Source organism: Azospirillum oryzae (assembly GCF_008364795.1).
GTDB lineage: Bacteria > Pseudomonadota > Alphaproteobacteria > Azospirillales > Azospirillaceae > Azospirillum > Azospirillum oryzae.
Window position 1 is genome coordinate 905,077 of record NZ_VTTM01000001.1, and the last position, 26,996, is coordinate 932,072.

The following is a 26,996-nucleotide window of genomic DNA, read 5'->3' on the forward strand; positions in this document are numbered from 1 at the left end:
GCAGGACGGGCGGGATACGGTCAGCCGCCGCCGCCCACTTTCGGCCGCCGCCCACGGCGGGGGGCTGGTCCGGCCGCCGCCCGTTCGGCGCGGATGCGCTCCAGCAGGACGGAGGCTGGCTCGTCGTTCGGGTCCTGCGGCACCAGTTCGCCGCGGAACGCCTTGGCGAGGATGGATTGGTCGAGGGTGGCAAGGCGGCCACGCTGTTCGCCGGCCATGCGCTTCAAGCTCTCTATGGCGGCAAGGCGTCGCTCCAGCACCGCAAGAATTGCAGCGATTTCGGCTTTGGAAGGAAGGGGAATGGAGAGACGACGGATGCTGTCCTGCCCGATGTTGCGCATCGACATCTGATTGCCGCTGCTTCGCGCTTCGATTTGCCGTCGTCCTTCCGGCGAACGCAGGAACCACAGAACCCACCGCTTTACATCGTCCGATGCAAAGATGAATCGGAGAACCTTATCTGTCAGATACAGCTCTTTGTTGAATTCATCGACGATCACGCATGCCCCGACAAGCTCGATGGTATTCGCGCGGCTGAATAGGAAATCGCCTTCGGCGATCCGCGCGTCGGGGTCCAGCAAGGCGCGGTCGGTAACGGTCTTGCTCTCATCCTGATCGAACTTTCCCCAGGTCACCGCGCTGATCTTGATGACACCAGCTTCATCATCGGCAGGGGGCCGTTCCTCGCAGCGGAAATTCTTTCCAGACTGGATGCCGACCAGCAGGGCGTCCAGGGTCGTCACTGCCCACCCGGAAGGAACCGGCAACGGATCTTCAACGGCAAGCGGAGCACGGCAGGGACCGCGTCCGAACTCCGGCCATCGAGCGGAGCGCTTCTCGGCAAGATGCCGTAGTTCCCCCTCCACATCCGTACCGATCGTCTCAGCCCGCCAATCCGCAGTCAAATCGCCGCGGAAGGCGGCGGCGAGGATGGATTGGCGGTAGCGGTCAATCAGGGTCGGCAGCGTGTCCAGCGCCTCACGCGCCCGGCGCGACCGGGTCACCAGTGCTTCGATCTTCTCGACGATGCGGCGTTGTTCGGGGAGAGGAGCCAACGGCACCTCAAACTCCGCTAGGTTACCAAGTGTAACCGTTTTCTGCGCTACACCTCGGGCAACAGCGTCGGCCCTCTTACGCGCCTCCGGGCTATTCAGCCATCGCGCCAAGAATTCCGCATCGACAATCTTAGAATTCGGCTTTATGTGAGCAATATGACGCTGAAATGCGAATGGTCGATCATCGTCAACCGCTACAGCGGTGCCGTATGACCCAACTGCAGAATATAATACGTCGCCACGTTCTGGCCGTACACGCGCGGTTAATGCCGCATAGGTATCATGCGAAATCCATTTCTTGACCGCCTGCCATTCAATTTTTCCGCGAATTATGTTGCTGATTACTAAGAATGGGATACCATCCGCCTCAAACTTCGGCGATTGATGCGTCCCATCGGTAATCTTATCGCAAATAGTGCTCATCGGGGCGGTCTCCCACCCCGTTGGCAAATTCCGCCCGCTCATTCCGCCGCCTCCGCTACGGCGCCATCCGCCTCCTCGTCACCACCCAGCAAGTCGGCCAGCGCCTCCATCTCCTCCAGCGCCACGCGCAGGGTGTCGATGATGTCGGCAGCGATCACGTCCGGTTCGGGCAGTTCGGCTTCGGCGCTCTCGTCGCGCAGCCAAGTGAGGTCCAGGTTGTCGCCGCGCGCGGCGATCTGGTCGCGGGTGAAGCGGCGGAAGCGGCCCTGTTCGCCTTCGTCCACGCGGGGCGCCTTGCCCAGCGGGTCGGCGCCGTAGGCTGTCTCAAAGGCGGCGAAATGCTCGCGGGTCAGGGGGCGGGTCTTGCCGAACTGCGGCATGTTGGACCGCATGTCATAGACCCAGACCTCGCCGGTGTTGCCCTTGTCGCTGCGGCCGCGGGTGAAGAACAGAACGTTGGTCTTGACGCCCTGACTGTAGAAAATGCCGGTCGGCAGGCGCAGGATGGTGTGCAGGTCGCACTTGTCCATCAGATCGCGGCGGATGTCGCGGCCGGCATTGTCCTCGAACAGCACATTGTCCGGCAGCACCACGACGGCCCGCCCGCCGGGCTTCAGCCCCCGGTAGATGTGCTGGAGGAAGGCCAACTGCTTGTTCGAGGTCGGATAGGTGAAGTCGTCGCGGCTCGGCAGGCCGCCGCCCTTCTTGGTGCCGAAGGGCGGGTTGGTCAGCATGACGTTGACCTTCGGCAGCCGCGCGCCCTGCTCCGACAGCGCGTCGCCAAGCTGAAGGTCGCCGGTGACGTCGTGCAGCATCAGGTTCATCAGGCCGAGCCGGTGGGCGTCCGGCACCAGCTCCATGCCGACGAAGGCGTGATGGCGCTGGAAATACTGCTCCGACTCGCTCAGGTCCCACAGGTCGTTGGTGTGCGCCTTGACCCAGCGGTCGGCGGCGATCAGGAAGCCGCCGGTGCCGGCCGCCGGATCCTGCACATACTCGCCCGGCTGCGGCTTGACCAGCGCCACCATGCTGTCGATCAGCGGACGCGGGGTGAAATACTGGCCGGCGCCCGACTTCTTCTCCGTCGCATTGCGCTCCAGCAGGCTCTCATACATGTCGCCCAGCCCTTCCTGGCGGGCGGAATACCAGTCCATCCCCTCGATCGCCTCAACCAGCGCCTTGAGGATGCGCGGCTGGCGCAGGCTGGTCTGGGCGTTCTGAAAGATCGACTGGACCTGCGCCGAACCGTAGGTGCCGAGATGGATCAGCATCTCCTTGTAGAAGGTCAGTTGCTCGACGCCCTGCCGGCCACGGACATCGCCCCAGCGGTAGCCGGGCGGCAACTGCTCCTCCGCCCCCGTCTCCTCCGCCATCTTCAGGAAGATCAGGTAGGTCAGCTCGGTCACATACTGGTGATAGGTGATGCCATCATCCCGCAGGATATGGCACAGCCCCCAGAGCTTGGAGACGATGTCGTTGGTGGCGTTCATTTTCCATTCCTAATGGAGTTGATTATTCCTTTTATTGACTCCACCATTTGTCGATCGCCTTCCACATGCATTTCTTCACGCCTTAAATCGATTGTTGATTGCCCTTTTTCGATAACGAAATTCCTTTCAATCGAAGCTATTTTTTCTGCAACTGATTTTACCAGATCAGAATTACCTGACATGAGCGATGCAGAAAGAGCTGAGGCAAGCGCGTCCAAATTTGATATTTCATTCTGGAAGTACCTAATTTCGTCGAAACCTCGACGGTACAGCTTAAGAAAAAAGAACGCCACCACCTCGACAAAAATCCCAAGGACCGTTTTGGGAAGAAAAGCAATAATGATTGTTATTTCTGGAGTAATTTTTGTCGAATCTCGACTGACCAAATCAGTCATGTCAGGCCCACCGAAAACAGCAGAGCCAATAATAAATATTCCAATGATGGCCACCAAAGACCCAAATATCAGATTTGTGCTCGTACGGCCAGCACTCCTATTCACTTCAAATGCAAGTCTTCGTGATGCATTTTGCAAGGGCAATACACAGACATCAACCATTTCTTTTTTTTTGGCATTCTCAACATTATCTCTGCTTTCGGCCGAAAATGTACTTTCGAATGATTTTTTAATAATTTCCAAAAGATTTTCGCCGTCACCCGCTTGTATGGTTACATTATTTGCCTCAATCTCCTTGATCGCCACCTTGATTTCTTCAAGATCGCGCGACAACTCGGCATAGTTGTTTTCAATATAGATGCTACTGTTGTTTGAGCGCGATAGTGTGCTTTCTTTGATTAACGACGAAAATATTCCGGCCAAGCCGAAGCCAGCCGAAACCAGACTCAGCACACTTATAACTATAAAATGATTATCCGATCGAGAAAATGCTCCGCCGTTTACAACACCGTAAAACCCAAGAAGAACAAGAATCATAAATATGATTTGCTTGCTTGGCTTTGATGTCAAAATACCCAAGAGGGCATTGCTTTCACTGCTCATCATTATGTTCCTATTGATTAAGCCGCGCTGTCCCAAATTTCACTTCGAATTACCTGTATCAACTCACCAAGATTTCCTTCGAACACCCGGTCCAATCGCGAGAACCCTCCGCCCTGCTGGCGAAATTCGCCCTGATCGAGCGTATCGCGATCGATCACGATTTCCTTCTTCAGGTGCCGAGCGATCCGTTCCAGCCAATCGCGCTGCGCCTTCGTCCAAGGCCGGCTGGATAGCACTCGGCGCATCGCCCGGTCCACCCGCTCGTCATAGGGCACCAGTGCGTCGCCCAGCGCGGCGCGGCGGATGTAGCCGATCACCGACGCGGCGATGTCGGCATTGTCCATGTCGCGGAAGGCCGCCCGCAGCTCCGCCTCGCCGAAGCCATCGCGTTCCAGCAGCAGGCGGACCTCGCGCAGTTGGGCGCGGGTCAGCTCGCGCGGGGCGTTGGCGACGGCATTCAGCGCCGGCACCCGGTTCATGTTCTCATCCAGATAGCGGCGGAAGCTGGCGATGTAGTCCTCCGGCCGGGTGATGTTAGCGCCGTAGCCGGTTTCCTCGTGCCGGAACTCGTCGGTGCCGTCATAGAGCGGGACATGGATCGGGTCGTCGCCGATGCGGGTGTCCAGCAGATCCATCAGCGCCCGGTGGTCGATCAGGATGCGGGCGGCCTCCTCCGGCGCCGCATCACGCAGGCGACGGACGAAAGTTTCGGAGTCGGTGCCGGCAAGGTCGCGGAAACGGCGCTTGCCCGCCTCGGTCAGCCGGCGGCGCTTGCGGTGCAACTTGGCGACGATCTGGCCGACCAGCCAGCGCGCCTGCTGCCGACGCCGCTCGGCGGCCTGGGGGTCCTCCGGTGCGGGTGCCGGCACGTCATCCGGGCCGAGGAACGGGGCCTGCCCCTCCTCCGCGAAGCCGGTCAGCGGAAGCGCCGGGGGCGGCGGCTCCTGCGTCGGCAGGGGCGTGCGGGTCGCCTCGGCCAGTTCCTCCATCAGCGTGGCGAAGGTGATGTTCGGGTTGGTCACCACCGGCCGCATCTGCGACATGACTTCCATCGCCGCATAGATGCCGACGGCGTCGAAGATGCGGAAGGCGGTCTTGTGGCGGCCGGGACCGAACAGATCCTCGCACAGGCGGGTGCCGCGGCCGATCATCTGCTCGTACAGGATGCGGCTGTTGACCCGGCGGATGAAGACGAGATTGACGATTTCCGGCACGTCGATGCCGGTGGTCAGCAGGTCGACGGTGACGGCGACCTTCGGCAGCTCCTCGTTCTTGAAGCGGCGGATTTGCCGCATTGGGTCGTCCGACCGGCCGGTGATTTTGGCGACGGCGTCGTTGTCGATCCCGCCATAGCGGTCGGCGAAAGCGGCCCGCAGGGCGCCGACCACGGTTTCGGCATGCAGGTCGGTCGCGCAGAAGACCAGCGTCTTGCCCGGCAGGCTGGGGTCGATGTGGCCGGCCAGCCACTCGGCGATGACCCGGTTGAAGTCGCGGGTCAGGACGCGGCGATTGAAGTCCTGAACGTCATAGCGGACCTCGTCCGGCAGGTGGATCAGGTCGAGTTGGCCGGTGCGAGTGTCCAGCACGTCCACCGCGGCCCCGGCATCCCAATGGATGCCCTCCTGGCTCAGGGCGGTGTGGGCGCGGATGGGCGGCTCATGATCGACCAGCCAGCCGTCGATGACGGCCTCCTGGTAGGTGTAGTGGATAACCGGCTCGCCGAAGATGTCGACGGTGTGCAGGGCCGGGGTCGCGGTCAGGCCGATCCTCACGGCGTCGAAGCGGTCGAGCACGCGCCGGTACTTGGAGATGTAGTCGCCCTGGTCGCGGAAGCTCAGCTCCTCGTCGCCCATCTCGCGGTCGAGCAGATAGCCGCGATGGCATTCGTCGACGACGATGCAGTCATACTCGTCGATCGGCGGCGGGGCGTCGCTGCCCAGGATGCGCTTGACCAGCGATTGGACCGTCGCGATGTGCAGTTTGGTTTCGGCATCCGGGACGATGTCGCCCAGCTCCTTGACCTGGAAGATGTCGGCGAAGACCTGCTGCTGCTCCATACGCGTTTCCTTGAACGCGTTGCCGGCCTGCTCGCCCAGAGCGGTGCGGTCGACCAGGAACAAGATGCGGCGGAAGCGCTGGGCCTTCAGCAGGCGATAGACCAGCGCGATACAGGTCTTGGTCTTGCCGGTGCCGGTGGCCATGGCAACCAGGATGTCGCGCCGTCCGGCGCCGATGGCGGCCTCGACGGCCCGGATGGCCCGCTCCTGATAGTCGCGCAGCGGGAAGTTATAGCCGAAGGGGTCGCGGGCTAGCCGGTCCTGCGCGGCCCGCGGATCGTTGCGTAGCGCCTCCAACAGGCCGGCGGGGGTGTACCAGCCGTCGAGCGCCTTGGCATGGTTGTGCGGATGGCGGGCGTCGCGGAACCAGACGCCCGACAGCTCCTCGAATTGGCGCAGAAAGGGGCGGCCGTTGGTCGAGAACAGGAAGGGCACCGGGAAAAGCGCGTCGCCCTCCCCCCACGGCCCTTCGGCCGGCGGCACCTCGTCGGCGCGGCGGACATAGCCGCGGCTGTAGCGGGCCGCCCGCTCGATGTACTCGGAGGCGTTGGTGTTGCGGCGCTTCGCCTCGACCATGCCGACGATGGTCAGGCCGACGAACAGGGCGTAATCGGCCCGCCCGTCCGCCGTGGGCCATTCGGCGATGGCGAGGTTGCGGCCCTTCTGGGGGCGGGTGCCGGCGGCGTAGCTCAGCGTTTCGCTGTCGGCTTCCCACCCGGCTTCGCGAAGCTGGGCGTCGATCAGGCGGCGGGTTTCGCGCTCGTCCAGGTCGATGCCCTGCCCGACCTCCTGCGCCAGCTCGACGGTCTGCTGGATGGCGTGCGCCGGCATGGCGGCGGCCAACGCCTGGACGCTGGTCAGCAACTCGGCTTCCAGGCGGGCACGGTCAGCCTCGACCTGCTGGGCCAGCCGCTCCCACTCCAACCGGTCCGCCTCGGCCTTGGCGGCGCGTTCCTCCGCGGTCAGGCGGCGCTCGGCCTCGGCCTGCGCTTCGGCCGCCATGCGCTCGTGGGCCGACTGCTGCGCCTGGAGTTCGCCGCGCAGCCGGTCCAGCTCCGCCTTCATGGCGGCGCTCTCGGCACGCGGATCGCGCGGCGGCACGAAGGGGCCGGGGTTGAAGGCGCGGTCACCGGTGACGGTGCGATGGAACCAGACGCCAAGCGTCCGACCATGCTTCAGGCAGGACAGCGCTGTCGCCTGATCGCCGCCAAGGTCATGGTTGGCGGCGTTGCCGGTCTTGCGGATGTAGTGGAACAGGTCGCCGACCTCGCGCGGCAGCGCGCCACGGTCGCGCAGGCGGCGGAGCAGCTGGTCCTGCGTCTCCTCCGGCGAGGTCCACATGCCGAGCTTGGCGGCCGTCAGCTGGGCCAGCAGCTCGGCGAACTGCCGCATCTTGAGGATCGCGGTGTTGGCGTCATCCGCGAAGAAGCGCTCACCGAGCGCACCAAGCCGTTCAAGCTGGACGCTGTGTTTCGCGAGGAAGCTGAAGTTGGCTGACCGGCTCACCATTCACCTCATGCAAGCGCTCAAGCTTACACGTCATGGCGGACCCTGTCACCTTGCGGCGTCGACCTGTGGTTGGGTCGTATCGGCGCCGGAACGGTCGGCGCATCAGAGGCGGGTGCGCCGGCGTCGGCGAGGGGCACCCTTCCTCCGCCGTGACACGGCTGTGACACCGCGCGCGTGCGAGCGCTCCAGACCTATGTCAAATGCTGCCTTTGCAGGTAGTCCTCGCTCTGCATCTCCATCAGCCGGCTCACCGTGCGCTCGAACTCGAAGGCGTGGGTACCCTCGGGGTAGAGGCGTTCGGGCGGGCCTTCGGCGGCGATGACGACGTTGACCTTGTGTTCGTACAGCGCGTCGATCAGCGTCATGAAGCGCTTGGCTTCGTTGCGCAGTTCGTCCTTCATTGTCGGGACATGGCCGATCAGGACCGTGTGGAAATGGGTCGCGATAGCCAGATAGTCGGCCGCCCCCAGCGGCTTGCCGCACAGGTCCCAGAAATCGACCCAGGCCACGCATTTCGCGGCGCGCGCAATTTCCACTCGACGGCCCTGCACCGTCAGGTGGCAGGGTTCGCCCGCCGCGCCGCCGGTCAGGTCTGAGAAGGCCTTGGCAAGGGCGGCGTCCGACGCCGCGCCCAGCGGGTGGTGGTAGATCGGCACGCCCTTCAGACGGTCCAGACGGTAGTCGGTCGGGCCGTCCAGCGACAGGATGTCCAGCTTCTCCTTCAGGAGCGCGATGAAGGGCAGGAACAGCTCGCGCTGGAGCCCGTCTTTGTACAGCATGTCCGGCGGCCAGTTGGAGGTCGCCACCACCACGACGCCCAGGTCGAACAGGTTGGTGAACAGCCGGCCGAGAATCATCGCGTCGACGATGTTGGTGACGTGGAACTCGTCGAAGCAGAGCAGCCACGCCTCGTCGGCCAGCGCGCGGGCCAGTTCGGGCAGCGCCTCGTCCGGGCCGTCGCCTTTTCCCTTGCCGGATTGGCGATGGTCGTGGATGCGCTGGTGGATCTCCAGCATGAACTCGTGGAAATGGACGCGCCGTTTCTTGTCGACCGGGGCGGTCTCATAGAACAGGTCCATCAGCATCGACTTGCCGCGCCCGACGCTGCCGTAGATGTACAGCCCCTGCGGCGCGGTGGAGGCGATGTCCGGCGGCGGCGGCGTGGCGCGGCGGCGGCCCAGACCGAACCGTTCCAGCCATCCCCCGCCGGCCGGCTTGTCGTCGCCGGCGGATTGCGGCTGATAGCCCTTCAGCGCCTGATACAGGCTTTGGAACTTCTCCGCCGCCAGTTCCTGGTCGGGATCGGGGCGAAGCGTGCCGCTGCCGCGGCGGGCGCGGTAGAGCGAAAGCGGTCCGTCGGTCATGGGAATATGGGCGATCCGGCTGCCAAGATGGTCCCTTACCTAGCGGATGGAGCCGTTCCCGGCAACCGCCGACAGGAAGGCGGGAAGGGAATGGCAGGGTGGCGCAGGGCGCCATGAAAGCCACTGAGACGGCCCCCGGGACGGGAACGCGGCGGCGCGGCATCTGCGCGCATCGGCAATCCCCATGTTTCAGTCCAATTACACTTTCTTTAGGGTAACGGTTCATTTAGTCAACACGGGCCGTCCGGCCGCAAGCCCCCACTGGAAGCCGCAACGCCGATGCCCGTCCCCGGGTCCGCCTCTCCGCCGCTGCCCCGCTCCACCGCCGGTCTGGCGCAGGCGCTGCGTGGCCGTTTGGGGTCGGTGCGCTTCCTGATGACCGCCTCCGGCCTCGCCTTCATCCTCGTGGTCAACGCGCTGATCGGCTATGGCATGCTGCTGGGCCGGCGCGAGGCGCTGGATGCGGGGGAACGCGCCACCCGCGATCTTGCCCGCATGCTGGAATCGCAGACACTGCGCACCGCCTTTTCGGTCGACCAACTGCTGCGCGATCTCGCCTTCGCGCTCGATACGCTTCCGGACGGCACCCGGCGCGGCAGCCCGGCCATCCACGACCATCTGCGCGAGCGGCGCGATTCCTTCGCGGAACTGGCCGATCTGGTGGTGGTCGGCGCCGACGGCCTCGCCCTGCACCATTCGGCCGAGGCGCCTTTGCCGACGGTCACACTGTCGGACCGCGCCTATTTCGCCGGGCCGCGCGACGGCGCCGGACAGGGGCTGCATGTCGGCGCCCCCATCGCCAGCCGGGTGAGGACCGGGACGCGGATCATCCCCTTCAGCCGGCGCTGGACGGATCGCAACGGCGGCTTCCGCGGCGCACTGGTCGCCATGGTCGACCCGAACCGGCTGGCGGCGACGCTGGAATCGCGGGACATCGACCGCAAGGGCAGCGTGATCCTGGCGCTGGCGGACGGTACGGTCCTGCTGGACCGGCCGCCGGGCCACGATGCGCCGGCCCGGGTGACCGACTGGCCGGCCGTCTGGCAGGCGTTGGCGGCGCATGACGAGGCCACCATCCGCGACGTCATGCCGGGTTCAGACGCCGCCGGTCCGCAGCCCGGGGTCGACAGCCTGGTCAGCGTGCGGCGGGTGCAGGGCTATCCCTTCGTCATCGTGGCGACGTTGCCGGTGGGGGCGGCGCTGGCCGAATGGCGGCGCGACACGGCGGCCTGGACCGCCATCGGCACGGTCATGACCATCGCCATCGCCCTGCTGACCGCCTTCGTCGTCCGCCAGCATGCCCGGCGGGAGGAGGATCAGGCCCGGCTGGCCCGCGCCTCGCGCCGGATCCGCGGCATCCTCGATTCCATGCTGGATGCGGTGGTGACCTTCGACAGCGCCGGGCGCATCGTCACCTTCAACCGGGCGGCCGAGATGATGTTCGGCGTTCCGGAGCGCGAGATGATCGGCCAGCCGATCGAGGCGCTGATCCCCGACGCCCGCGGCGGCGCCAACGACCGCGACCTGACCGCGCTGCGCCGCGACGGCCATGCCTTTCCGGTCGGCTTCACCGTCAGCGATTTGCGGTTGGGCGGCAGCCCCTGCGCCGCGGCCTCCTACCCGGCCTCCGTCGGCGCGCTGCGTCCGGACGAACCGCGCATCTACGTCGGCGTCATCCGCGACATGACCCGCCGCAAACAGCAGGAGGCGGAACTGATCGCCTCCAAGACGCAGGCGGAACTGGGAAACCGGGCGAAGAGCGAGTTCCTCGCCAACATGAGCCACGAGCTGCGCACCCCGCTGAACGCCATCATCGGCTTCGCCGAGGTGTTGGACAGCGAGTTCTTCGGCGCGGTCAACGAGCGGCAGAAGTCCTGCATCGCCGACATCCACGACAGCGGCCGGCATCTGCTCGACATCGTCAACGCCGTGCTTGACATGTCGAAGCTGGAATCCGGCCAGTTCGAGCTGTGCGAGGAGGCGGTCGAGGCGCATGAGGCGGTCGGGCAATGCCTGATGATGGTGCGTGACCGCGCCGCCGCCGGCGGGGTCGCCATCCACAACGAGGTGACGGCCGCCGTCGCAACCCTGTGGGTCGACCGCCGGGCCTTCAAGCAGGTGATCCTGAACCTGCTGTCCAACGCCGTGAAGTTCACGCCCGGCGGCGGAAGCATCACCATCACCGCCGGTCTGGACGGGGACGGCGGCTTCGCGTTGACGGTGGCCGACACCGGGATCGGCATCCCGCACGACTTCATGGCCGACCTGTTCCAGCCCTTCCGTCAGGCGGAGAATGCCGCGAACCGCAGGTACGAGGGCACCGGGCTGGGCCTGTCGATCTCGAAGAACTTCATCGACCTGCATGGCGGAACGCTGACCTGCCGTAGCGCGCCGGGGGCCGGGACCGCGATGACGGTTTGGCTGCCGGCGGAACGGGTGATCGATCGCGCGATCAAGATGGACAGCCACGCCGCGCCTGCGGCCTGAGACCGCCTGGACGCACGCGGCCGGAGGCCGCTCTCAGCAAGTACGACAGAGGCAGATCAGCGAATGCGCGTCGCGGTGAAACGGCGGGGCGGGTTGACGAAATCGTCCTGGGCGGCGATCAGTTGAAGCTCCCGCGTGCCCATGCGCTTGGTCGTCTCGAAGATGGCGAAGATCGCCGCCGCCGCCTTTTCCAGCGCGTCGGCTGGGTCGAAGGCGGTCAGGTAATGGGCGAGGAACAGCGCCGCCACCGCGTCGCCCGACCCGTTGGGCGGCGGATCGAAGGTCAGGCGCGGCGTGGATACCAGCCAGGAGCCGTCGGCGCCGTCCGCCAGCATCTCGATGCTGTCGGGATCGGCATCGCTGCGGGTCAGGCTGGTGACCAGGACCAGCCGCGGCCCGCGCGCGCGCAGCGCAGCGGTGGCGCCTAGCGCGTCGTCCAGCGTCTCCACCTTGCGGTCGGTCAGATATTCCAATTCGAACTGGTTCGGCGTCATCAGGTCGGCGGCGGGCACCGCATGGTCGCGGATGAATTCCGGCAGGCCGGGCCGCACGAAGAAGCCGCGCCCGACATCGCCCATCACCGGGTCGCAGCAATAGATCGCATTCGGATTGGCGCCCTTCACCCGCGCCGCGGTCTCCACGATCACCTGCCCCAGTTCGACGGCGCCCATATAGCCGGACAGCACCGCGTCCTGAGCCGGCAGCACGCCGCGGGCGGCGATGCCGTCGACGATGTCGGCGATATGCTCCGCCGTGAAGACCTGCCCGGTCCAGGCGCCATAGCCGGTGTGGTTGGAGAACTGGACGGTGTTCACCGCCGTGGCGTCGATCCCCAGCCGCTGCAGCGGAAACACCGCGGCCCGGTTGCCGACATAGCCATAGGCGACGTGCGATTGGATGGTGAGGACGCTTTTCATGGGGAGAAGCCTAAGCGACGGTCCGCCGGGCGTAAAGCCGCCGACTCCGGGACGATGGCCGGGGCTTGCGGCATGGCTGCCATGCGCCTGCCCATGCGCCGGTCCGCTCGGACGCGCCACTGTGACGGCCTGGCCCATGGACAGGGCGGCGCCCCGCGGCTAAAGCTGCCGTCTCCAACCATCCGCATTTCCGGGAAACCGCCATGGCCACGACCGTCCGCCCCCGCCGCAGCGTGCTCTACATGCCGGGTTCGAACGCCCGTGCCCTGGAGAAGGGGCGCAGCCTGCCCGCCGATGGGTTGATCCTCGACCTGGAGGATGCGGTCGCCCCCGACGCCAAGGCGATGGCGCGCGACACCATCGCGACCGCGCTGTCGGCCGGCGGCTATGGCGGGCGGGAATTGATCGTCCGCGTCAACGGGCTGAACACCCCCTGGGGCTATGACGATCTGTGCATGGCAGCGGCCAGCGGCGCCGATGCCGTGCTGCTGCCGAAGGTGGAGAGTGCCGACGCGGTGCGGCAGGCCGAAGCGGTGCTGCGCGCCGCCGGCGCGCCGGCCGGCCAGACGATCTGGTGCATGATGGAGACGCCGCTGGGCATCCTGAACGCCAAGGAGATCGCCGGGGCCTCCCCCGCCGTCGGCGCGCTGGTGCTCGGGACCTCCGACCTCGCCAAGGACCTGCACGCCGCCCACACGGCGCAGCGGCTGCCGATGATCACCAGCCTGGGGCTCTGCCTGCTGGCGGCACGGGCCTATGGGCTGGCGGTGCTGGACGGCGTGCATCTGGACCTGAACGACGACGAGGGCTTCGCCGCCTCCTGCCGGCAGGGTCGCGAATTGGGCTTCGACGGCAAGACGCTGATCCATCCGAAGACGATCGCCGCCTGCAATGCCGCCTTCGCCCCGGATGCCGAGGAGATCGCCCAGGCCCACCGCATCATCGCCGCCCATGCGGAGGCAGCCGCCGCCGGCAAGGGCGTGGTGCTGGTCGACGGCAAACTGGTGGAGAACCTGCATGTCGAGAACGCCCGCCGGCTGGTGACTCTGGCCGAAGCCATCGCCAAGCTGCAAGCTCCGGGGTGACCAGCGGGGTGGGCAACAGCCGCGCCAAGACCGTTCCCAAAACGAAATGATCGCCGCACCGACAATTCCGGTTGCAGAAATTATCGGTGATTTGGAACCAACCCCCCGGCTGTCCGGTTGTCGAATCAACAAGGCACAGTCGGAGGTTGGTTATGGCCTCGAAAGAGAGCAATCGTACGTCGGGCCGCGGCTTCGCGTCGATGGACCCTGATCGGCAACGCCAAATTGCCAGCAAGGGCGGCGAAAGCGTACCGGCCGACAAACGCAGCTTTTCAAAGAACCCGGAACTCGCGGCGGAAGCCGGGCGCAAGGGCGGGCGTAGCGTGCCCGCCTCCTCGCGCAGCTTCTCCAAGAACCCCTCGCTGGCGGCGGAAGCCGGCCGCAAGGGTGGACAGGCGAGCCATGGCGGGCGGTCTGCCGACCGGCCGGCAGGCGGCGACTGACGCGGCGACCGACCGGGGCGATTGAAACGCTATGGATCGTGCAGACGAAAAAGCCCCCGTCCTTGCGGACGGGGGCTTTTTACCAAGGCACTGCCGATTGGGCGATCAGGACGCGAGCTTGTCCAACTCGCGCAGGATCGAATCGCCCATGACGGTGGTGGAGCAGCGCGCCATGCCCGGGGCCATGATGTCGGCCGTGCGCATGCCGCCGCCCAGCACGTTCTGGATGGACCGTTCGATCAGCTTGGCGTCCTCGTCCAGGTTGAACGAGTAGCGCAGGCACATCGCGAAGGACAGCAGCGTCGCACAGGGGTTGGCGAGATCGCGGCCGGCGATGTCCGGGGCGGAGCCGTGCACCGGCTCGTACAGGGCCTTGCGGTGGCCGTTGGCATCCGGAGCACCCAGCGAGGCCGACGGCAGCATGCCGAGCGAGCCGGTCATCATCGCCGCCTCGTCCGACAGGATGTCGCCGAATAGGTTGTCGGTGACGATGACGTCGAACTGCTTGGGGTTCTTCAGCAGCTGCATGGCGCCGTTGTCGGCGTACATATGGCTCAGCTCGACGTCCTGGAACTCTTCCCCGTGCAACTTGGTCACTTCCTGCCGCCACAGCAGGCCGGATTCCATGACGTTCGCCTTTTCCATCGAGCAGAGCTTGTTGCCGCGCTTGCGGGCCAGCTCGAACGCGACGCGGGCGACGCGGCGGATTTCCGACGTGGTGTAGACCTGGGTGTTGACGCCGCGACGCTCGCCGTTGCCGATGTCGGTGATGCCGCGCGGCTCACCGAAATAGACGCCGCCGGTCAGCTCGCGGACGATCAGGATGTCCAGCCCGCGGATGACGTCGGCCTTCAGGGTCGAGGCGTCGACCAGCGCGTCGAACACCACCGCCGGGCGCAGGTTGGCGAACAGGCCCAGTTCCTTGCGCAGGGTCAGCAGGCCGGCTTCCGGACGCTTGGTGTAGTCGCTGGGGTTGTCCCACTTCGGGCCGCCGACGGCGCCCAGCATCACCGCGTCCACCGCCAGCGCCTCGGCCAGCGTGGCGTCGGACAGCGGAACGCCGTGGGCCTCGATGGCCGCGCCGCCGACCAGACCTTCGGACACGTCGAAGGTGATCTTGCGCTTGCGATCCATCCAGTCGATGACCCGGCGAACCTGGCGCATCACCTCCGGGCCGATACCGTCACCGGGGAGGAACAGAAGCTTCTTATTGGCGGCCATGGCGGGCGCACTCCCAAATATCAGACGTCAAGAAGACAGAAGTTGAGGAGATCGGGTGAGGATGGGGGCGGTCAGCCCCACATCCACGGCTGGCCGGCGCGCTGCTTGCCCTCGTACCCGTCGATATGGGCCGCCTGCTGCAGCGTCAGGCCGATATCGTCCAGGCCGTTCAGCAGGCAATGCTTGCGGAACGGGTCCAGCTCGAAGGAGATGGTGCCGCCGTCCGGGCCGGTGATGGTCTGCTTCTCAAGGTCGACCGAGATGACGGCGTTCGACCCGCGCGACGCGTCGTCGAGCAGCAGGTCGACCTGCTCCTTCGGCAACTTGATCGGCAGGATGCCGTTCTTGAAACAGTTGTTGTAGAAGATGTCGGCGAAGCTGGGGGCGATGATGCAGCGGATGCCGAAGTCGGCCAGCGCCCACGGCGCATGCTCACGCGAGGAGCCGCAGCCGAAATTGTCGCCGGAAACCAGGATGCTGGCCTTGCGGTAGGCCGGCTTGTTCAGGACGAAGTCCGGGATCTCCTGCCCGTCGGGGGTGTAACGCATCTCGTCGAACAGATGCTTGCCAAGCCCCGTCCGCTTGATGGTCTTCAGGAACTGCTTCGGGATGATCATATCGGTATCGACATTGATCATCGGCAGCGGCGCCGCAACGCCGGTGAGAACCGTGAACTTTTCCATCGCCAGAAATCCTGTCGCGCAAGAAGGCGCAAGCGTGCGCATGCAGAGCGTGGTGAATAGCAGACCGAACAAGCCATTGCCAGAGGAAGCTTGCCCTTTTCCCGGCACGCAATGAGCGAACAGGCATGCGCGAATGCACTGTTGCGCATCTTTGTTGCGCGAATGGCCGGGGATCGTCCCGGTCCGGCCCGATTGCCGGCCCCGAAACGCAGCGCCGGAACCGGCATTCCCCTTGCGGAGAGCGCGACCGCCACCTAAGGACAATACCGCGCAACAGCAAGGTTGTCCCGTTCCGATGCCGATAGCCGCCTCCCGCGAAGTCCGCCCGTCAGACCGCCCGTCGGATGGCCCACCGGATCGCCGTTCCCGCCTGATCGGCATCGCCTTCCTTCTGCTGGCCCCGCCGGCCTATGGTCTGCTGACGCTGGCCTTCGGTATGGACGCGAACTGGGACCTGCGGAATTACCATTGGTACAACGGCTATGCGATGCTGACCGGGCGGATCGGACGCGATCTGCTCGTGGCGCAGATGCCGAGCTTCTACAGCCCCTTTCTCGACGTGCCTTTCTATTGGCTGGCCACCCACATGCCGGCGCGGGCGGCCGGCTTCCTGTGGGGGACGCTGCAGGGGATCAACCTGTCGCTGCTTTATCTGCTGGCATCATTTTGCCTGCGGAACGTTCCGGCAATGAAACGGACGTTGGTTGCCGTTGCGCTGGCGGTGATGGGCGGTCTTGGCGGCGGGACGCTGGGGCTGATCGGCACCACCTTTCAGGACAATGTGGTCAGCCTGGGCGTTCTGGGGGCGGCGGCGGTGGTCGCCGGCAGCCTGCCCGGCATCCTGGACGGACGACCGCTGCCCAGCTTCGCGCGGGTCGCGGCGGCCGGTCTGCTGGCCGGCGCGGCGATGGGGCTGAAGAATCCGACGGTGATCTATGCGGTCGGACTGTGCCTGGGCTTCCTGGTCCTGCCCGCCCGGCCGTGGCGGCGGCTGTGGCTGGCCTTCTTCTTCGGCATCGGCGTGCTGGTGGGACTGGCGCTGGGCGGCGGCCTGTGGATGGCGCATCTGTGGCACGATTACGGGAACCCGGTCTTCCCGCACATGAACCACATCTTCAAGTCACCCTTCGCCGCCATCTCCGACTACGTCAATGTCAGCTTCTTCCCGCCCGGCCTGTGGCAGCGGCTGTTCTTCCCCTTCGTCTTCACCGTCCACCCCCTGACGGTGGGCGAGGTGCCGTGGTTCGACCTGCGGGTGCTGGCGCTGTTCGTTCTGGTCCCGGTCGGATTCGTCTGCGCGGTTGCCGGCCGGTCGATGGGGAAGCGGAACGATTGGCTGACCGAGGCCCCGGCGACGCGGTTCCTGCTGACGGCACTGAGCGTCACCTACGCGCTGTGGGTGGTGATGTTCTGCATCTACCGCTATCTGGTGCCGCTGGAGATGCTGGCGCCGCTGGGGTTGGTGATGGCGGTCGGGCTGCTGCCGCTGGCGCGCCGGCTGCGCATCGGGCTTACGGTGGCGCTGCTGGCGGTTGTCCAGTTGACCGTGCAGCCGGCCGATTGGGGGCGGGTCGCCTGGGCGGATCAGTGGGTCAAGGCGGAGGTGCCGCCCATCGAGGATGCGGACGACACCATGGTGCTGATGGCCGGCTATTGGGCCATCTCGCACGTCATCCCGTCCTTCCCGCCGCGCGTCACCTTCGTGCGCATCCAGTCAAACTTCCTGCAGCCGGATTCGGTCGGCAACGGCTATCTCGCCATCTTGAAGGATAAGGTGGCGTCCCACCGCGGCCCCTTCCTGATGCTGAGCACCATCCCCGACACGGCCGGCGCGGCGAAGGCGGCAGAGCTGCTCGGCCTGCGGCTCGACCCGCAACGCTGCCGGCCGATTCCCAACAATCTGGGCGAGACGCTGAACCTCTGCGCTGTTGACCGGGCGGACGGCAATCGGGAGACAGTGGAATAATCGGCGGGTTTGTGCTGTTTATCGCCGCTGACAGCCGTGCCTGTCCCGTCCCCAGCCAGAAGCCAGCGCCATGACCGTATCGACCCTCGACCGCCCTGCCGACCGCCCCGCCTCCACCCCGGCCGCCGATGCTTCCGGAACGCCGGCGGCGGCCGTGCAGGCCGGCCCGGCCCCCACCGTCGCGGTGCTGATCCCCTGCTACAACGAGGAGGCGGCGATCGGCAAGGTGGTGCAGGACTTCCGCGCGGCCCTGCCCGACGCCATCGTCTATGTCTACGACAACAACTCGAAGGACCGGACGGTGGAGGTCGCGCGCGCCGCTGGCGCCGTCGTCCGGCGCGAGCCGCTGCAGGGCAAGGGCAACGTCATGCGCCGCATGTTCGCCGACATCGAGGCGGACGTCTATGTGCTGGTCGACGGCGACGACACCTATCATGCCCCGAGCGCCCCGGAACTGGTCAGGCGCCTGTGGGACGAGCAGCTGGACATGGTCAACGGCGCGCGGGTGACGGAGATCGTCGCCGCCTATCGCCCCGGCCACCGCTTCGGCAACCTCGTGCTGACCGGCATGGTCGCCAAGATCTTCGGCAGCCGCATCGGCGACATGCTGTCGGGCTATCGGGTGTTCTCCCGCCGCTTCGTGAAGTCCTTCCCGGCGCTGGCCAGCGGTTTCGAAACCGAAACCGAACTGACCGTCCATGCGCTGGAGCTGCGCATGCCGATCGCCGAGGTCAAAACCCCCTACAAGGACCGTCCGCCCGGATCGCACAGCAAGCTGAACACCATCCGCGACGGCATCCGCATCCTGCGCACCATCATCATCCTGGTGAAGGAGGAGCGGCCGCTGCCCTTCTTCTCCGCCGCCTTCGGGCTGCTGGCCCTGCTGTCGATGATCCTGGGCGTGCCGGTGATCGCGACCTATTTCGAAACCGGGCTGGTCCCGCGTTTCCCCACCGCCCTGCTCGCCACCGGACTGATGCTGCTGGCCTTCCTCAGCCTGACCTGCGGCCTGATCCTGGACACCGTCACCCATGGCCGCCGCGAGGCCAAGCGCATGAGCTACCTGTCGTTGCGCGCGCCGGGCAACCACCCGCCGCTGGCCGGCGTGCGCGGTGACGAGCGCCGGTGATGGCATCGGTCGCAAGCCTGCTGGACAGCCGGTTCGGCCGGCTGGGGGTGCAATTCGCCAAGTTCGGCGTCGTCGGCGTCATCGGGCTGGTGGTGGATACCATCGTGCTCTACGCCGGCCTGGCGCTGGGGCTGCAGTTCTTCGCCGCCCGCGTGCCGTCCTTCTTCGCGGCGGCGACCGCCACCTGGGCGCTGAACCGCGCCTTCACCTTCCGTGGCGCGGCGAGCGAGCCTCTGCATCGCCAATGGGCGAAGTTCATCGCCGCCAACGCCATCGGCGGCGTGGTGAATTACGGCGTTTCGGTGGGGCTGGAATCGACCGTGCAGATGGTCGCCGAGCATCCCTTCCTGGCGGTGGCCGCCGGGTCGATCGCCGGCATGTTCTTCAACTTCGCGGCGTCGAAGCATCTGGTGTTCAAGGGAGCGTGACGGTGCGGCGGGCCTGACGGGGGCGCGAACCGGATGCCGTCAGGCGCCGGACCTAACCGGCCATTTGGACAAACGCCGACAGGTCCCTATGCCGGTTCGGATCCGCCGTCCGGTCAAATCCCAGCGCGGCGAGCGCCTCGTCGGCATGCCTCAGCGCAGCCGCCACGTCCGGATCATCCGCAGGAAGGCGGACGAGCGCTTCGCGAAAATACAGCCATTCCTGCGCGTCGGCGAAGGGATTCGGCTCTTCGATCAAATACCGAGGCATGGGTCACCTTCCAACTGCGTCGGTGGCGGCGGCGACGACATCATTCAGATAGTTGGCGCAACGCTGCCAATCGTCAATCCGTGTTTGAGACATGGCAAACTCGTAGTGCATGACGCCCGCCATGTCCAAAGCCTGGCAGACGATGTGTGAGAAATGGGCCTTGGCCACCTGGAACGGTACATGGCTCATCGATATCAGAAAGCGGAGATGCTGCGCTGCGCCTGCCTCCGCCTTTTTGTACAGGGATGCTATCGTCTCGCGATTCGCCAACGTAACCCCATAGGTGGAGCCGTCGTGCCCATGGGCATAAAGCTTGCCGCGGGCGCGGTTGTTGACGTCCAGAGCCACCGCAAGATCGACCGGACTGAAGCTCACGCTCGCAGGATGGTTATGATGAATATAGAGTTCGGCCAGCGGGTCGCGGAGCCGGTTCTGCAGATCGGCCGGGATTGCAACGGTGACAGGCGATTGACCGCCGCTGTAGCAATCCCAATTGCTTCGCAGATCATACGCCCTGAGATGCTCGCAGCCATCCCTACCACCGTAGGAGAGGACCTGCGCGCACATGGCACGGTCCATTTTGTTGAGGAGCGCGATATGAAGCATGGCGGAGTCGCCTACCCCTTTCGATAGAGCGGTTCGACCCTTCTACGCGCGCATGCCTGACCGGTCAACGCGGCGCCTTATGGACTTATCCCCACCGCTCGCCATATAACGGCGGCCATGACCCGCGAATTCCTGAAGATGCACGGCCTCGGCAACGACTTCGTCGTGATCGACGCCCGTTCCGAACCCTACCGCCCCTCGGGCGCGGAGGTGCGCGCCATCGCCGACCGCCGGATGGGTGTCGGATGCGACCAGTTCATCGTGCTGGAGCAGACCGACGCGCCGGGCGCCGACGCCTTCATGCGCATCCGCAACGCCGACGGCAGCGAGGCCGCGGCCTGCGGCAACGCGTCGCGCTGCGTCGGCTGGTTGCTGATGGAGGAAAGCGGGCGCGACCGTGCCAGCTTCCAGACCGCCGCGGGTCTGTTGCATGCCTATCGCGCCGACAATGGCCGCATCACCGTCGACATGGGCGCGCCCCGCCTCGATTGGGCGGCGATTCCGCTGGCCGCGCCCGGCGACACGCTGCGGGTCGAAACGGTCGAGCATGGCGGTTTCGCCGCGCCGGTCGCGGTGAACATGGGCAACCCGCACGCCGTCTTCTTCGTCGACGATGCCGAGGCGGTGCCATTGGACGAGGTCGGCCCGGTTTTCGAGAACCACCCGTCCTTCCCCGAGCGTGCCAACATCGAATTCGCCCAGGTGCTGTCGCCCACCGCCATCCGCATGCGGGTGTGGGAACGCGGCGCCGGCATCACCCAGGCCTGCGGGTCGGGGTCCTGTGCCACGCTGGTCGCCGCGGTCCGCCGCGGCCTGACCGACCGCAAGGCCGACATCATCCTGGACGGCGGCACCCTGACCATCGAATGGACCGAGGACGACCGCGTCCTGATGACCGGCCCGGTGGCGCTGAGCTTCAGCGGCCGGCTGTCGGCTGAACTGGTTTCAGCCCAGTTGGTTTCGGAATGAGCGACAGCACCGACAGCACGACGCAGACCGGCCCCGAGATCGTCACCTTCGGCTGCCGCCTGAACACCTACGAGTCCGAGGTGATGCGCAACCATGCGCGCAGCGCCGGACTGGACGACGTGGTGATCGTCAACACCTGCGCCGTGACGTCGGAAGCCGAACGCCAGGCGCGGCAGACCATCCGCAAGCTGAGGCGCGAGCGGCCGGACGCCCGCATCGTCGTCACCGGCTGCGCCGCGCAGATCGACCCGCAGCGCTTCGCGGCGATGCCTGAGGTCGATCAGGTCCTGGGCAACCAGGAAAAGCTGCAGCCGGAAAGCTGGGGCCTGCCGCCGGCCGAGAAGGTGCTGGTCAACGACATCATGTCGGTGAAGGAGACCGCCGGTCACCTGATCGGCGGATTCGAGGACCGCGCCCGCGCTTTCGTCCAGGTCCAGCAGGGCTGCGACCACCGCTGCACCTTCTGCATCATCCCCTATGGCCGCGGGCCATCGCGCTCCGTCCCCATTGGCGGCATCGTCGAGCAGGTGCAGGCGCTGGTGAAGGCCGGCTACAACGAGGTGGTGCTGTCCGGCGTCGACATCACCAGCTACGGCCCCGACCTGCCGGGCTCGCCGTCGCTGGGGCAGATGGTGCGCCGCCTGCTGGCGCTGGTGCCGGAACTGCCGCGGCTGCGCCTGTCCTCCATCGACTGCATCGAGATGGACGACGATCTCTGGCGCCTGATCGAGAACGAGCCGCGCCTGATGCCGCACCTGCACCTGTCGCTCCAGGCCGGCGACGACATGGTGCTGAAGCGGATGAAGCGCCGCCATGGCCGCGCCGATTCCATCGCCTTCTGCGAACGGGTGCGCTCGATCCGTCCCGACGTGGTGTTCGGCGCCGACTTCATCGCCGGTTTCCCGACCGAGACCGAAGAGATGTTCCAGAACACCATGCGGCTGGTGGAGGAGTGCGGCCTGACCTGGCTGCATGTCTTCCCCTACAGCCCGCGCCCCGGCACGCCGGCCGCGCGCATGCCCCAGGTCGACGGCGCCGTCCGCAAGGAACGCGCCGCCCGTCTGCGCGCCGTCGGCGAAGCGGCGGAGGCCCGCACGCTGGCAAGCCTCGTCGGCCGCACCGCGACCGTGCTGGTGGAGAAGGACGACCTGGGCCGCACCGAGCATTTCGCCGCGATCCGCCTGGGCCAGATTTTTTCGCCCGGCTCGCTGGTGCCCGCCGCCATCACCGGCATCAAGGACGGCGTGCTGACCGGCACCCCGCTCTGACCCCTTTCATAGTGGACACTCCATGATTTTCCGCTGGTTCGGCCGCAAGAAGCCCGAAGAGACCGCGCCCAAGGACGAGGCGGCGAAGGACCAATCAATCACCCTGGAGTCCGCCACCCCCGCGCCGGAACCGGAGCCGGAAAAGACACCGGAGCCGTCGGCCGCTCAGCCTGCGCCCAAGCAGGAAACCGAGCCGGTGCCGGAGTTGGCGCCCGCTCCGCCGAGCGCCGAACCGCAGCGCCCCGTGCCGCCGGCTCCCGTCGCGCAGACTCCGATCACCCCTCCTCCCGCTGCCGCACCTGTCGAGCCGCCGCCCGCTCCTGCCCCGATGCCGGAGCCGGAGCCCGTTCCGGAACTGCCGCCGGCACCGGCTCCGGCTCCTGTCGCTGCCGCTGCCGAAGAGGCGCCGCCGACCAAGAAGGGCTGGTTCGCCAAGCTGAAGGAAGGGCTGTCCAAGTCCTCGTCCAAGCTGACCGACGGCATCACCAGCATCTTCACCAAGCGCAAGCTGGACGACGAGGCACTGGAGGAACTGGAGGAGCTGCTGATCACCGCCGACCTCGGCCCAGCCACCGCGGCGAAGGTCACGGCGGAACTGGCACGCACCCGGTTCGGCAAAGAGGTCTCGCCGGAGGAGGTCAAGTCGACGCTGGCGGCAGAGGTGTCGAAGATCGTCACGCCGGTCGCCAAGCCGCTGGTGCTGGACCCGGCGCTGAAGCCGCACGTCATCCTGGTGGTCGGCGTCAACGGCACCGGCAAGACCACCACCATCGGCAAGCTGGCCCGCCAGTTCAAGGCGGAGGGCAAGAGCGTGATGCTGGCCGCCGGCGACACCTTCCGCGCCGCCGCGGTCAGCCAGCTGAAGATCTGGGGCGAGCGCACCGGCTGCCCGGTCGTCGCCCGCGACACCGGGGCGGACGCCGCCGGGCTGGCCTATGACGCGCTGGAGCGGGCACGGGCCGAGAAGGTCGACGTGCTGCTGATCGACACCGCCGGCCGTCTGCAGAACAAGACCGGCCTGATGGAGGAGCTGCGCAAGATCGTTCGCGTCATCAAGAAACTGGACGAGACGGCGCCGCACACCACCCTGCTGACGCTGGACGCCACCACCGGCCAGAACGCGCACAGCCAGGTGGAGATCTTCCGCGACATGGTCAACGTCAACGGCCTGATCCTGACCAAGCTGGACGGCTCCGCCCGCGGCGGCGTGCTGGTCTCGCTGGCGGAGAAGTTCAAGATCCCGGTCCACGCCATCGGCGTCGGTGAGGGCGTCTATGACCTGCGCCCGTTCGATGCGGATGCCTTCGCCAAGTCGCTGATGGGGCTGAGCGCCGACTGAGCGGCAGGGGCCGGATCGTCATCGCCGGATGGGTACGCACCGGAGGATGGCCGAAATTCGGCCTTCCCAGCCGGTCGTTCGTACCCCATCTTTGACGACATGAACGACAAAGCCCCGCTCCAGCCCGGGTCGGCCGGGCGTTTCACCGATGCCAAAGCCGCACTGGCCTGCGTGCGGGATATTTATGACCGCAACACCGCATATCTGCGCGACCGCTTCGCCGCCTACACCCAGGGCGAGGAGGAAGGCGGACGGAACCGGGCCTACTATCCCTATGTGCGGCTGACCGCCGTGTCGGGGGCCGCGGTCGACACCCGGCTGTCCTACGGCTTCGTCGAGGGGGTTGGCGTCCATGCCACCACGGTGACGCGGCCCGACCTGTTCGAACGCTATCTGCTGGAACAGTTCACGCTTCTGCTGCGCAACCACGGCGTCCCGCTGGAGGTCGGTGTCAGCGAAGAAGCGATCCCGATCCATTTCGCCTTTCCCAACGGCATGTATGTGGAAGGCGATCTGCCGCCGGACCGTCTGACCAAGCTGCCGGATCTGTTCGATCTGCCCGATCTGGCGCGGATGGACGACACCATCGTCAACGGCACCTGCGACACCGGGCCGGACGCGGTGAAGCCGCTGGCCCTGTTCACCGCCCCCCGGGTGGATTTCTCGCTGCATCGGCTGCGCCACTACACGGCCACTGCGCCGGAGCATTTCCAGAACTTCGTCCTGTTCACCAACTACCAGTTCTATGTCGACGAGTTCATCCGCCTGTCGCGCGAGATCATGGAGCCGACCGGTGATGCCGAACTGGCCGCCTACCGCTGCCAATATGACAGCTTCGTCGAGCCGGGCGACATCGTCACCACCAACCAGAATCTCGGCGGCACATTGGATGGCGCTTCGGCCAAGCTGATGCGCATGCCGCAGATGCCGGCCTATCACCTGAAACGGCCGGACGGCAACGGCATCACGCTGGTGAACATCGGCGTCGGTCCGTCCAACGCCAAGACGATCACCGACCATATCGCGGTGCTGCGTCCGCATGCGTGGCTGATGCTGGGCCATTGCGCGGGGCTGCGCCAGACCCAGCGGCTGGGCGATTATGTGCTGGCCCACGGCTATGTCCGCGAGGACCATGTGCTGGACGCCGACCTCCCGCTGTGGGTGCCGGTGCCGGCGCTGGCCGAGGTTCAGCGGGCGCTGGAGACGGCGGTGGAGCGGGTGACCGGGCTGTCGGGTTTCGACCTGAAGGGCATCATGCGCACCGGCACGGTGGCGACCATCGACAACCGGAACTGGGAGCTGCGCGATCACCGCGAGCCGCTGATGCGCTTCAGCCAGAGCCGCGCCATCGCGCTGGACATGGAAAGCGCGACGATCGCCGCCAACGGCTTCCGCTTCCGCGTGCCGTACGGGACGTTGCTGTGCGTGTCGGACAAGCCGATGCACGGGCAGTTGAAGCTGCCGGGCATGGCCGACCGCTTCTATCGCGAGCGGGTCGACCAGCATCTGAAGATCGGCGTGCTGGCGATGGAACTGCTGCGCGGGCACGGGATGGAGACGCTGCACTCCCGCAAGCTGCGCAGTCTGGCGGAAGTGGCGTTCCAGTAGAGTATAGGGGGCGGGTACGGAACCCGCCCCGTCAGCCTCAGGCGGCCACCAGCAGCCCTTCGATCTCCTTCGCGGCGCCGGCCAGCGCCTTTTCCTTGGCCTCCGGACCCATGCCGATGCCCTCGGCGCGGATGAAGGTCACGTCGGTGATGCCGAAGAAGCCCAGGACCGTGCGCAGATAGGCTTCCTGGTGATCCAGGCCGGCCAGCGCCGGGTTGGTCGAATAGACGCCGCCGCGGCCGGACGCCACGATCACACGCTTGCCGCCGGCCAGACCCTCGGGGCCCTTCTCGGTGTAGCGGAAGGTGCGGCCGGCCTGGGCGAGGCGGTCGATCCAGGCCTTCAGCTGGGTCGGAATGGAGAAGTTGTACATCGGCGCGCCGATCACGACGACGTCGGCGGCCAGGAACTCGTCGACCAGGGCATCGGTCAGGGCCAGCTCTTCGCGCTGACGCGCGCTGAGGCCTTCCAGGTTGCGGAACTTCACGACCTGCAGCAGCTCGCCGTTCAGGTGGTCCGGCGGGTTGGCGGCAACGTCGCGGGCGACGACGGTCGCCGACGGTTCGGCCTTCACCAGGGCCTCGACGATGGAGGCGGTCAGCTGGCGGGTGACGGAGGCGGTGCCGAGCGGGCTGGAGTCGACATGCAGGATCGTGGTCATGGCGGAAGGAGCCTCTTGGTTGTTGCGGCCGTCATGTGCGGCCGGTTTCTGACAGCCAAGATGCCCCTTTGTTTTCCAGCGGTTAAGCCGGGTTGTGCGCGAAAGATCGTCTCTGGAGAAGCAACAATCAGCCCGGACGGAGCCGGTCAGCGCGTCACCAGCGCCCCATTGCGGAAGACCGCCATCTGGCCCGGCTGCATCACCGTCCAGGCCTCGTCCCTGGTCAGCGGCCGGGTGGCGATGACGGTGACCACGTCGTTGGGCGTCGTCTCCTTGGAGAAATCGACGCTCATGTCGGCATCGAGCAGGGTCGCGGCGCCGAAGGGAGCCTTGCGGGTCAGCCAGGCGAGGTTGGTGGCGCAATGGCACCACAGATACCGCCCGTCGCTGAGCAGCATGTTGAAGACGCCCAGCGTCCCCAGATCGGCGGCAAGATGGCGGATCAGCTTCATCAGGCCGGAGGTGGTCTTCGGCGGCTCCGGATACTGCATGCGGATCTGGTCGAGCAGCCAGCAGAAGGCATGCTCGCTGTCGGTGCTGCCGACCGGCTCGTAGAAGGTCAGGATGCGGTCCTTGATGCCCTTCAACTGGCCGTTATGGGCGAAGGTCCACACCCGGCCCCACAGTTCGCGGGTGAAGGGGTGTGTGTTCTCCAGCGACACCCGGCCGCGGTTGGCGCGGCGGATGTGCGAGATCACCGTGCAGGACTTGATCGAATATTGGCTGACCAGCCGGGCGATCTCCGACTCGGCACTGGGCGACGGGTCGTGGAAGGTGCGGCAGCCCTTGCCTTCGTAAAAGGCGATGCCCCAGCCGTCGCGGTGCGGACCGGTCTGCCCGCCGCGGCGCATCAGGCCGGCGAAGCTGAAACAGATGTCCGTGGGCACGTTGGCGCTCATGCCCAGGAGTTCGCACATGGTGTCCTCGTCTGCCGCTGGTCGTCGCCCTTGGGAGCGACAAGCTACGACAGGTGGTGCGCAAGGTCACGCGCTGACGTTCATGGTTTAGGGCTTCATGGTTTC

22 protein-coding genes are annotated in these 26,996 nt (G+C 66.1%); 10 read left to right on the forward strand and 12 right to left on the reverse strand.

Annotated features, from left to right (window positions below; genetic code table 11):
* Window positions 1–20: 20 nt before the first annotated feature.
* From FZ938_RS04360 to zapE, 5 genes are all read right to left on the reverse strand, one after another.
* Window positions 21–1,520 carry a restriction endonuclease subunit S gene (locus tag FZ938_RS04360; RefSeq protein WP_149197393.1) on the reverse strand — a complete coding sequence of 500 codons (1,500 nt, stop codon included), beginning with the start codon at window positions 1,518–1,520 and terminating at the stop codon, window positions 21–23.
* Complete coding sequence (locus FZ938_RS04365; RefSeq protein WP_149197394.1) at window positions 1,517–2,968, reverse strand: class I SAM-dependent DNA methyltransferase; 1,452 nt, start codon at window positions 2,966–2,968, stop codon at window positions 1,517–1,519. Before FZ938_RS04365 ends, FZ938_RS04360 begins: the two co-directional genes overlap by 4 nt.
* Entirely contained in the window at window positions 2,965–3,966 is a 1,002-nt protein-coding gene (locus FZ938_RS04370) for a hypothetical protein (protein WP_149197395.1), read from the reverse strand. Before FZ938_RS04370 ends, FZ938_RS04365 begins: the two co-directional genes overlap by 4 nt.
* A 17-nt stretch (window positions 3,967–3,983) precedes the next feature.
* Window positions 3,984–7,529 (reverse strand): type I restriction-modification system endonuclease, encoded by a 3,546-nt coding sequence (gene hsdR, locus FZ938_RS04375; RefSeq protein ID WP_149197695.1) that lies wholly within the window; start codon window positions 7,527–7,529, stop codon window positions 3,984–3,986.
* Between the two features lie 194 nt (window positions 7,530–7,723).
* Window positions 7,724–8,896: a cell division protein ZapE gene (gene zapE / locus FZ938_RS04380; RefSeq protein ID WP_149197396.1), complete on the reverse strand. Its 1,173-nt coding sequence runs from the start codon at window positions 8,894–8,896 to the stop codon at window positions 7,724–7,726.
* Window positions 8,897–9,175: 279 nt separating this feature from the next.
* On the opposite strand from zapE, the gene FZ938_RS04385 reads away from it, so the two are divergent.
* The gene (locus FZ938_RS04385) at window positions 9,176–11,383 is read left to right on the forward strand and encodes an ATP-binding protein (protein WP_149197397.1); all 2,208 of its coding nucleotides are present in this window, start codon (window positions 9,176–9,178) and stop codon (window positions 11,381–11,383) included.
* 56 nt (window positions 11,384–11,439) lie between these two features.
* Here FZ938_RS04385 and pdxY read toward each other — a convergent pair whose 3' ends face one another.
* Window positions 11,440–12,300, reverse strand: a complete 861-nt coding sequence (gene pdxY, locus FZ938_RS04390; protein WP_149197398.1) for a pyridoxal kinase PdxY — start codon at window positions 12,298–12,300, stop codon at window positions 11,440–11,442.
* A 203-nt stretch (window positions 12,301–12,503) separates the two neighbouring features.
* Between pdxY and FZ938_RS04395 the strand changes: the two genes are divergently transcribed.
* Complete coding sequence (locus tag FZ938_RS04395) at window positions 12,504–13,385, forward strand: HpcH/HpaI aldolase/citrate lyase family protein (protein ID WP_149197399.1); 882 nt, start codon at window positions 12,504–12,506, stop codon at window positions 13,383–13,385.
* 152 nt (window positions 13,386–13,537) lie between these two features.
* On the forward strand, window positions 13,538–13,828 hold the full coding sequence (locus FZ938_RS04400; RefSeq protein WP_085088553.1) for a con-10 family general stress protein: 291 nt from the start codon (window positions 13,538–13,540) through the stop codon (window positions 13,826–13,828).
* Window positions 13,829–13,933: 105 nt separating this feature from the next.
* Here the strand turns inward: FZ938_RS04400 and leuB are convergent, their stop codons facing one another.
* The gene (gene leuB / locus FZ938_RS04405; protein ID WP_149197400.1) at window positions 13,934–15,049 is read right to left on the reverse strand and encodes a 3-isopropylmalate dehydrogenase; all 1,116 of its coding nucleotides are present in this window, start codon (window positions 15,047–15,049) and stop codon (window positions 13,934–13,936) included.
* A 71-nt stretch (window positions 15,050–15,120) separates the two neighbouring features.
* Window positions 15,121–15,732 (reverse strand): 3-isopropylmalate dehydratase small subunit, encoded by a 612-nt coding sequence (leuD, locus tag FZ938_RS04410; RefSeq protein WP_109075248.1) that lies wholly within the window; start codon window positions 15,730–15,732, stop codon window positions 15,121–15,123.
* Between the two features lie 295 nt (window positions 15,733–16,027).
* Here leuD and FZ938_RS04415 point away from each other — a divergent pair, with 295 nt between their 5' ends.
* The 3 genes from FZ938_RS04415 (at window position 16,028) to FZ938_RS04425 (ending at window position 19,255) form a co-directional block, all read left to right on the forward strand.
* Window positions 16,028–17,698, forward strand: a complete 1,671-nt coding sequence (locus FZ938_RS04415; protein WP_246457512.1) for a hypothetical protein — start codon at window positions 16,028–16,030, stop codon at window positions 17,696–17,698.
* 70 nt (window positions 17,699–17,768) lie between these two features.
* A complete protein-coding gene (locus FZ938_RS04420; RefSeq protein WP_246457513.1) occupies window positions 17,769–18,827 on the forward strand; it encodes a glycosyltransferase family 2 protein in 1,059 nt (352 codons plus the stop codon).
* Complete coding sequence (locus FZ938_RS04425; RefSeq protein WP_149197401.1) at window positions 18,827–19,255, forward strand: GtrA family protein; 429 nt, start codon at window positions 18,827–18,829, stop codon at window positions 19,253–19,255. The genes FZ938_RS04420 and FZ938_RS04425 overlap by 1 nt, the downstream gene beginning before the upstream one ends.
* Window positions 19,256–19,307: 52 nt before the next feature.
* Here the strand turns inward: FZ938_RS04425 and FZ938_RS04430 are convergent, their stop codons facing one another.
* On the reverse strand, window positions 19,308–19,511 hold the full coding sequence (locus FZ938_RS04430) for a hypothetical protein (protein ID WP_149197402.1): 204 nt from the start codon (window positions 19,509–19,511) through the stop codon (window positions 19,308–19,310).
* A gap of 15 nt (window positions 19,512–19,526) precedes the next feature.
* Window positions 19,527–20,129, reverse strand: a complete 603-nt coding sequence (locus FZ938_RS04435) for a hypothetical protein (RefSeq protein WP_149197403.1) — start codon at window positions 20,127–20,129, stop codon at window positions 19,527–19,529.
* Between the two features lie 117 nt (window positions 20,130–20,246).
* On the opposite strand from FZ938_RS04435, the gene dapF reads away from it, so the two are divergent.
* The 4 genes from dapF to FZ938_RS04455 all read left to right on the forward strand — a co-directional run bounded on the left by dapF (window position 20,247) and on the right by FZ938_RS04455 (window position 25,313).
* On the forward strand, window positions 20,247–21,098 hold the full coding sequence (gene dapF, locus FZ938_RS04440) for a diaminopimelate epimerase (protein ID WP_149197404.1): 852 nt from the start codon (window positions 20,247–20,249) through the stop codon (window positions 21,096–21,098).
* A complete protein-coding gene (gene mtaB, locus FZ938_RS04445; RefSeq protein ID WP_149197405.1) occupies window positions 21,095–22,366 on the forward strand; it encodes a tRNA (N(6)-L-threonylcarbamoyladenosine(37)-C(2))-methylthiotransferase MtaB in 1,272 nt (423 codons plus the stop codon). Before dapF ends, mtaB begins: the two co-directional genes overlap by 4 nt.
* A 22-nt stretch (window positions 22,367–22,388) precedes the next feature.
* Window positions 22,389–23,705, forward strand: coding sequence for a signal recognition particle-docking protein FtsY (gene ftsY, locus FZ938_RS04450; RefSeq protein WP_149197406.1), 1,317 nt, complete (start codon window positions 22,389–22,391; stop codon window positions 23,703–23,705).
* A 99-nt stretch (window positions 23,706–23,804) separates the two neighbouring features.
* Window positions 23,805–25,313 (forward strand): AMP nucleosidase, encoded by a 1,509-nt coding sequence (locus FZ938_RS04455; protein ID WP_149197407.1) that lies wholly within the window; start codon window positions 23,805–23,807, stop codon window positions 25,311–25,313.
* Window positions 25,314–25,350: 37 nt separating this feature from the next.
* On the opposite strand, the gene FZ938_RS04460 is transcribed toward FZ938_RS04455, so the two are convergent.
* Both FZ938_RS04460 and FZ938_RS04465 read right to left on the reverse strand, forming a co-directional pair.
* A complete protein-coding gene (locus tag FZ938_RS04460; RefSeq protein ID WP_149197408.1) occupies window positions 25,351–25,974 on the reverse strand; it encodes an FMN-dependent NADH-azoreductase in 624 nt (207 codons plus the stop codon).
* A 146-nt stretch (window positions 25,975–26,120) separates the two neighbouring features.
* Window positions 26,121–26,891, reverse strand: coding sequence for a class II glutamine amidotransferase (locus FZ938_RS04465; protein WP_149197409.1), 771 nt, complete (start codon window positions 26,889–26,891; stop codon window positions 26,121–26,123).
* Window positions 26,892–26,996: the final 105 nt, after the last annotated feature.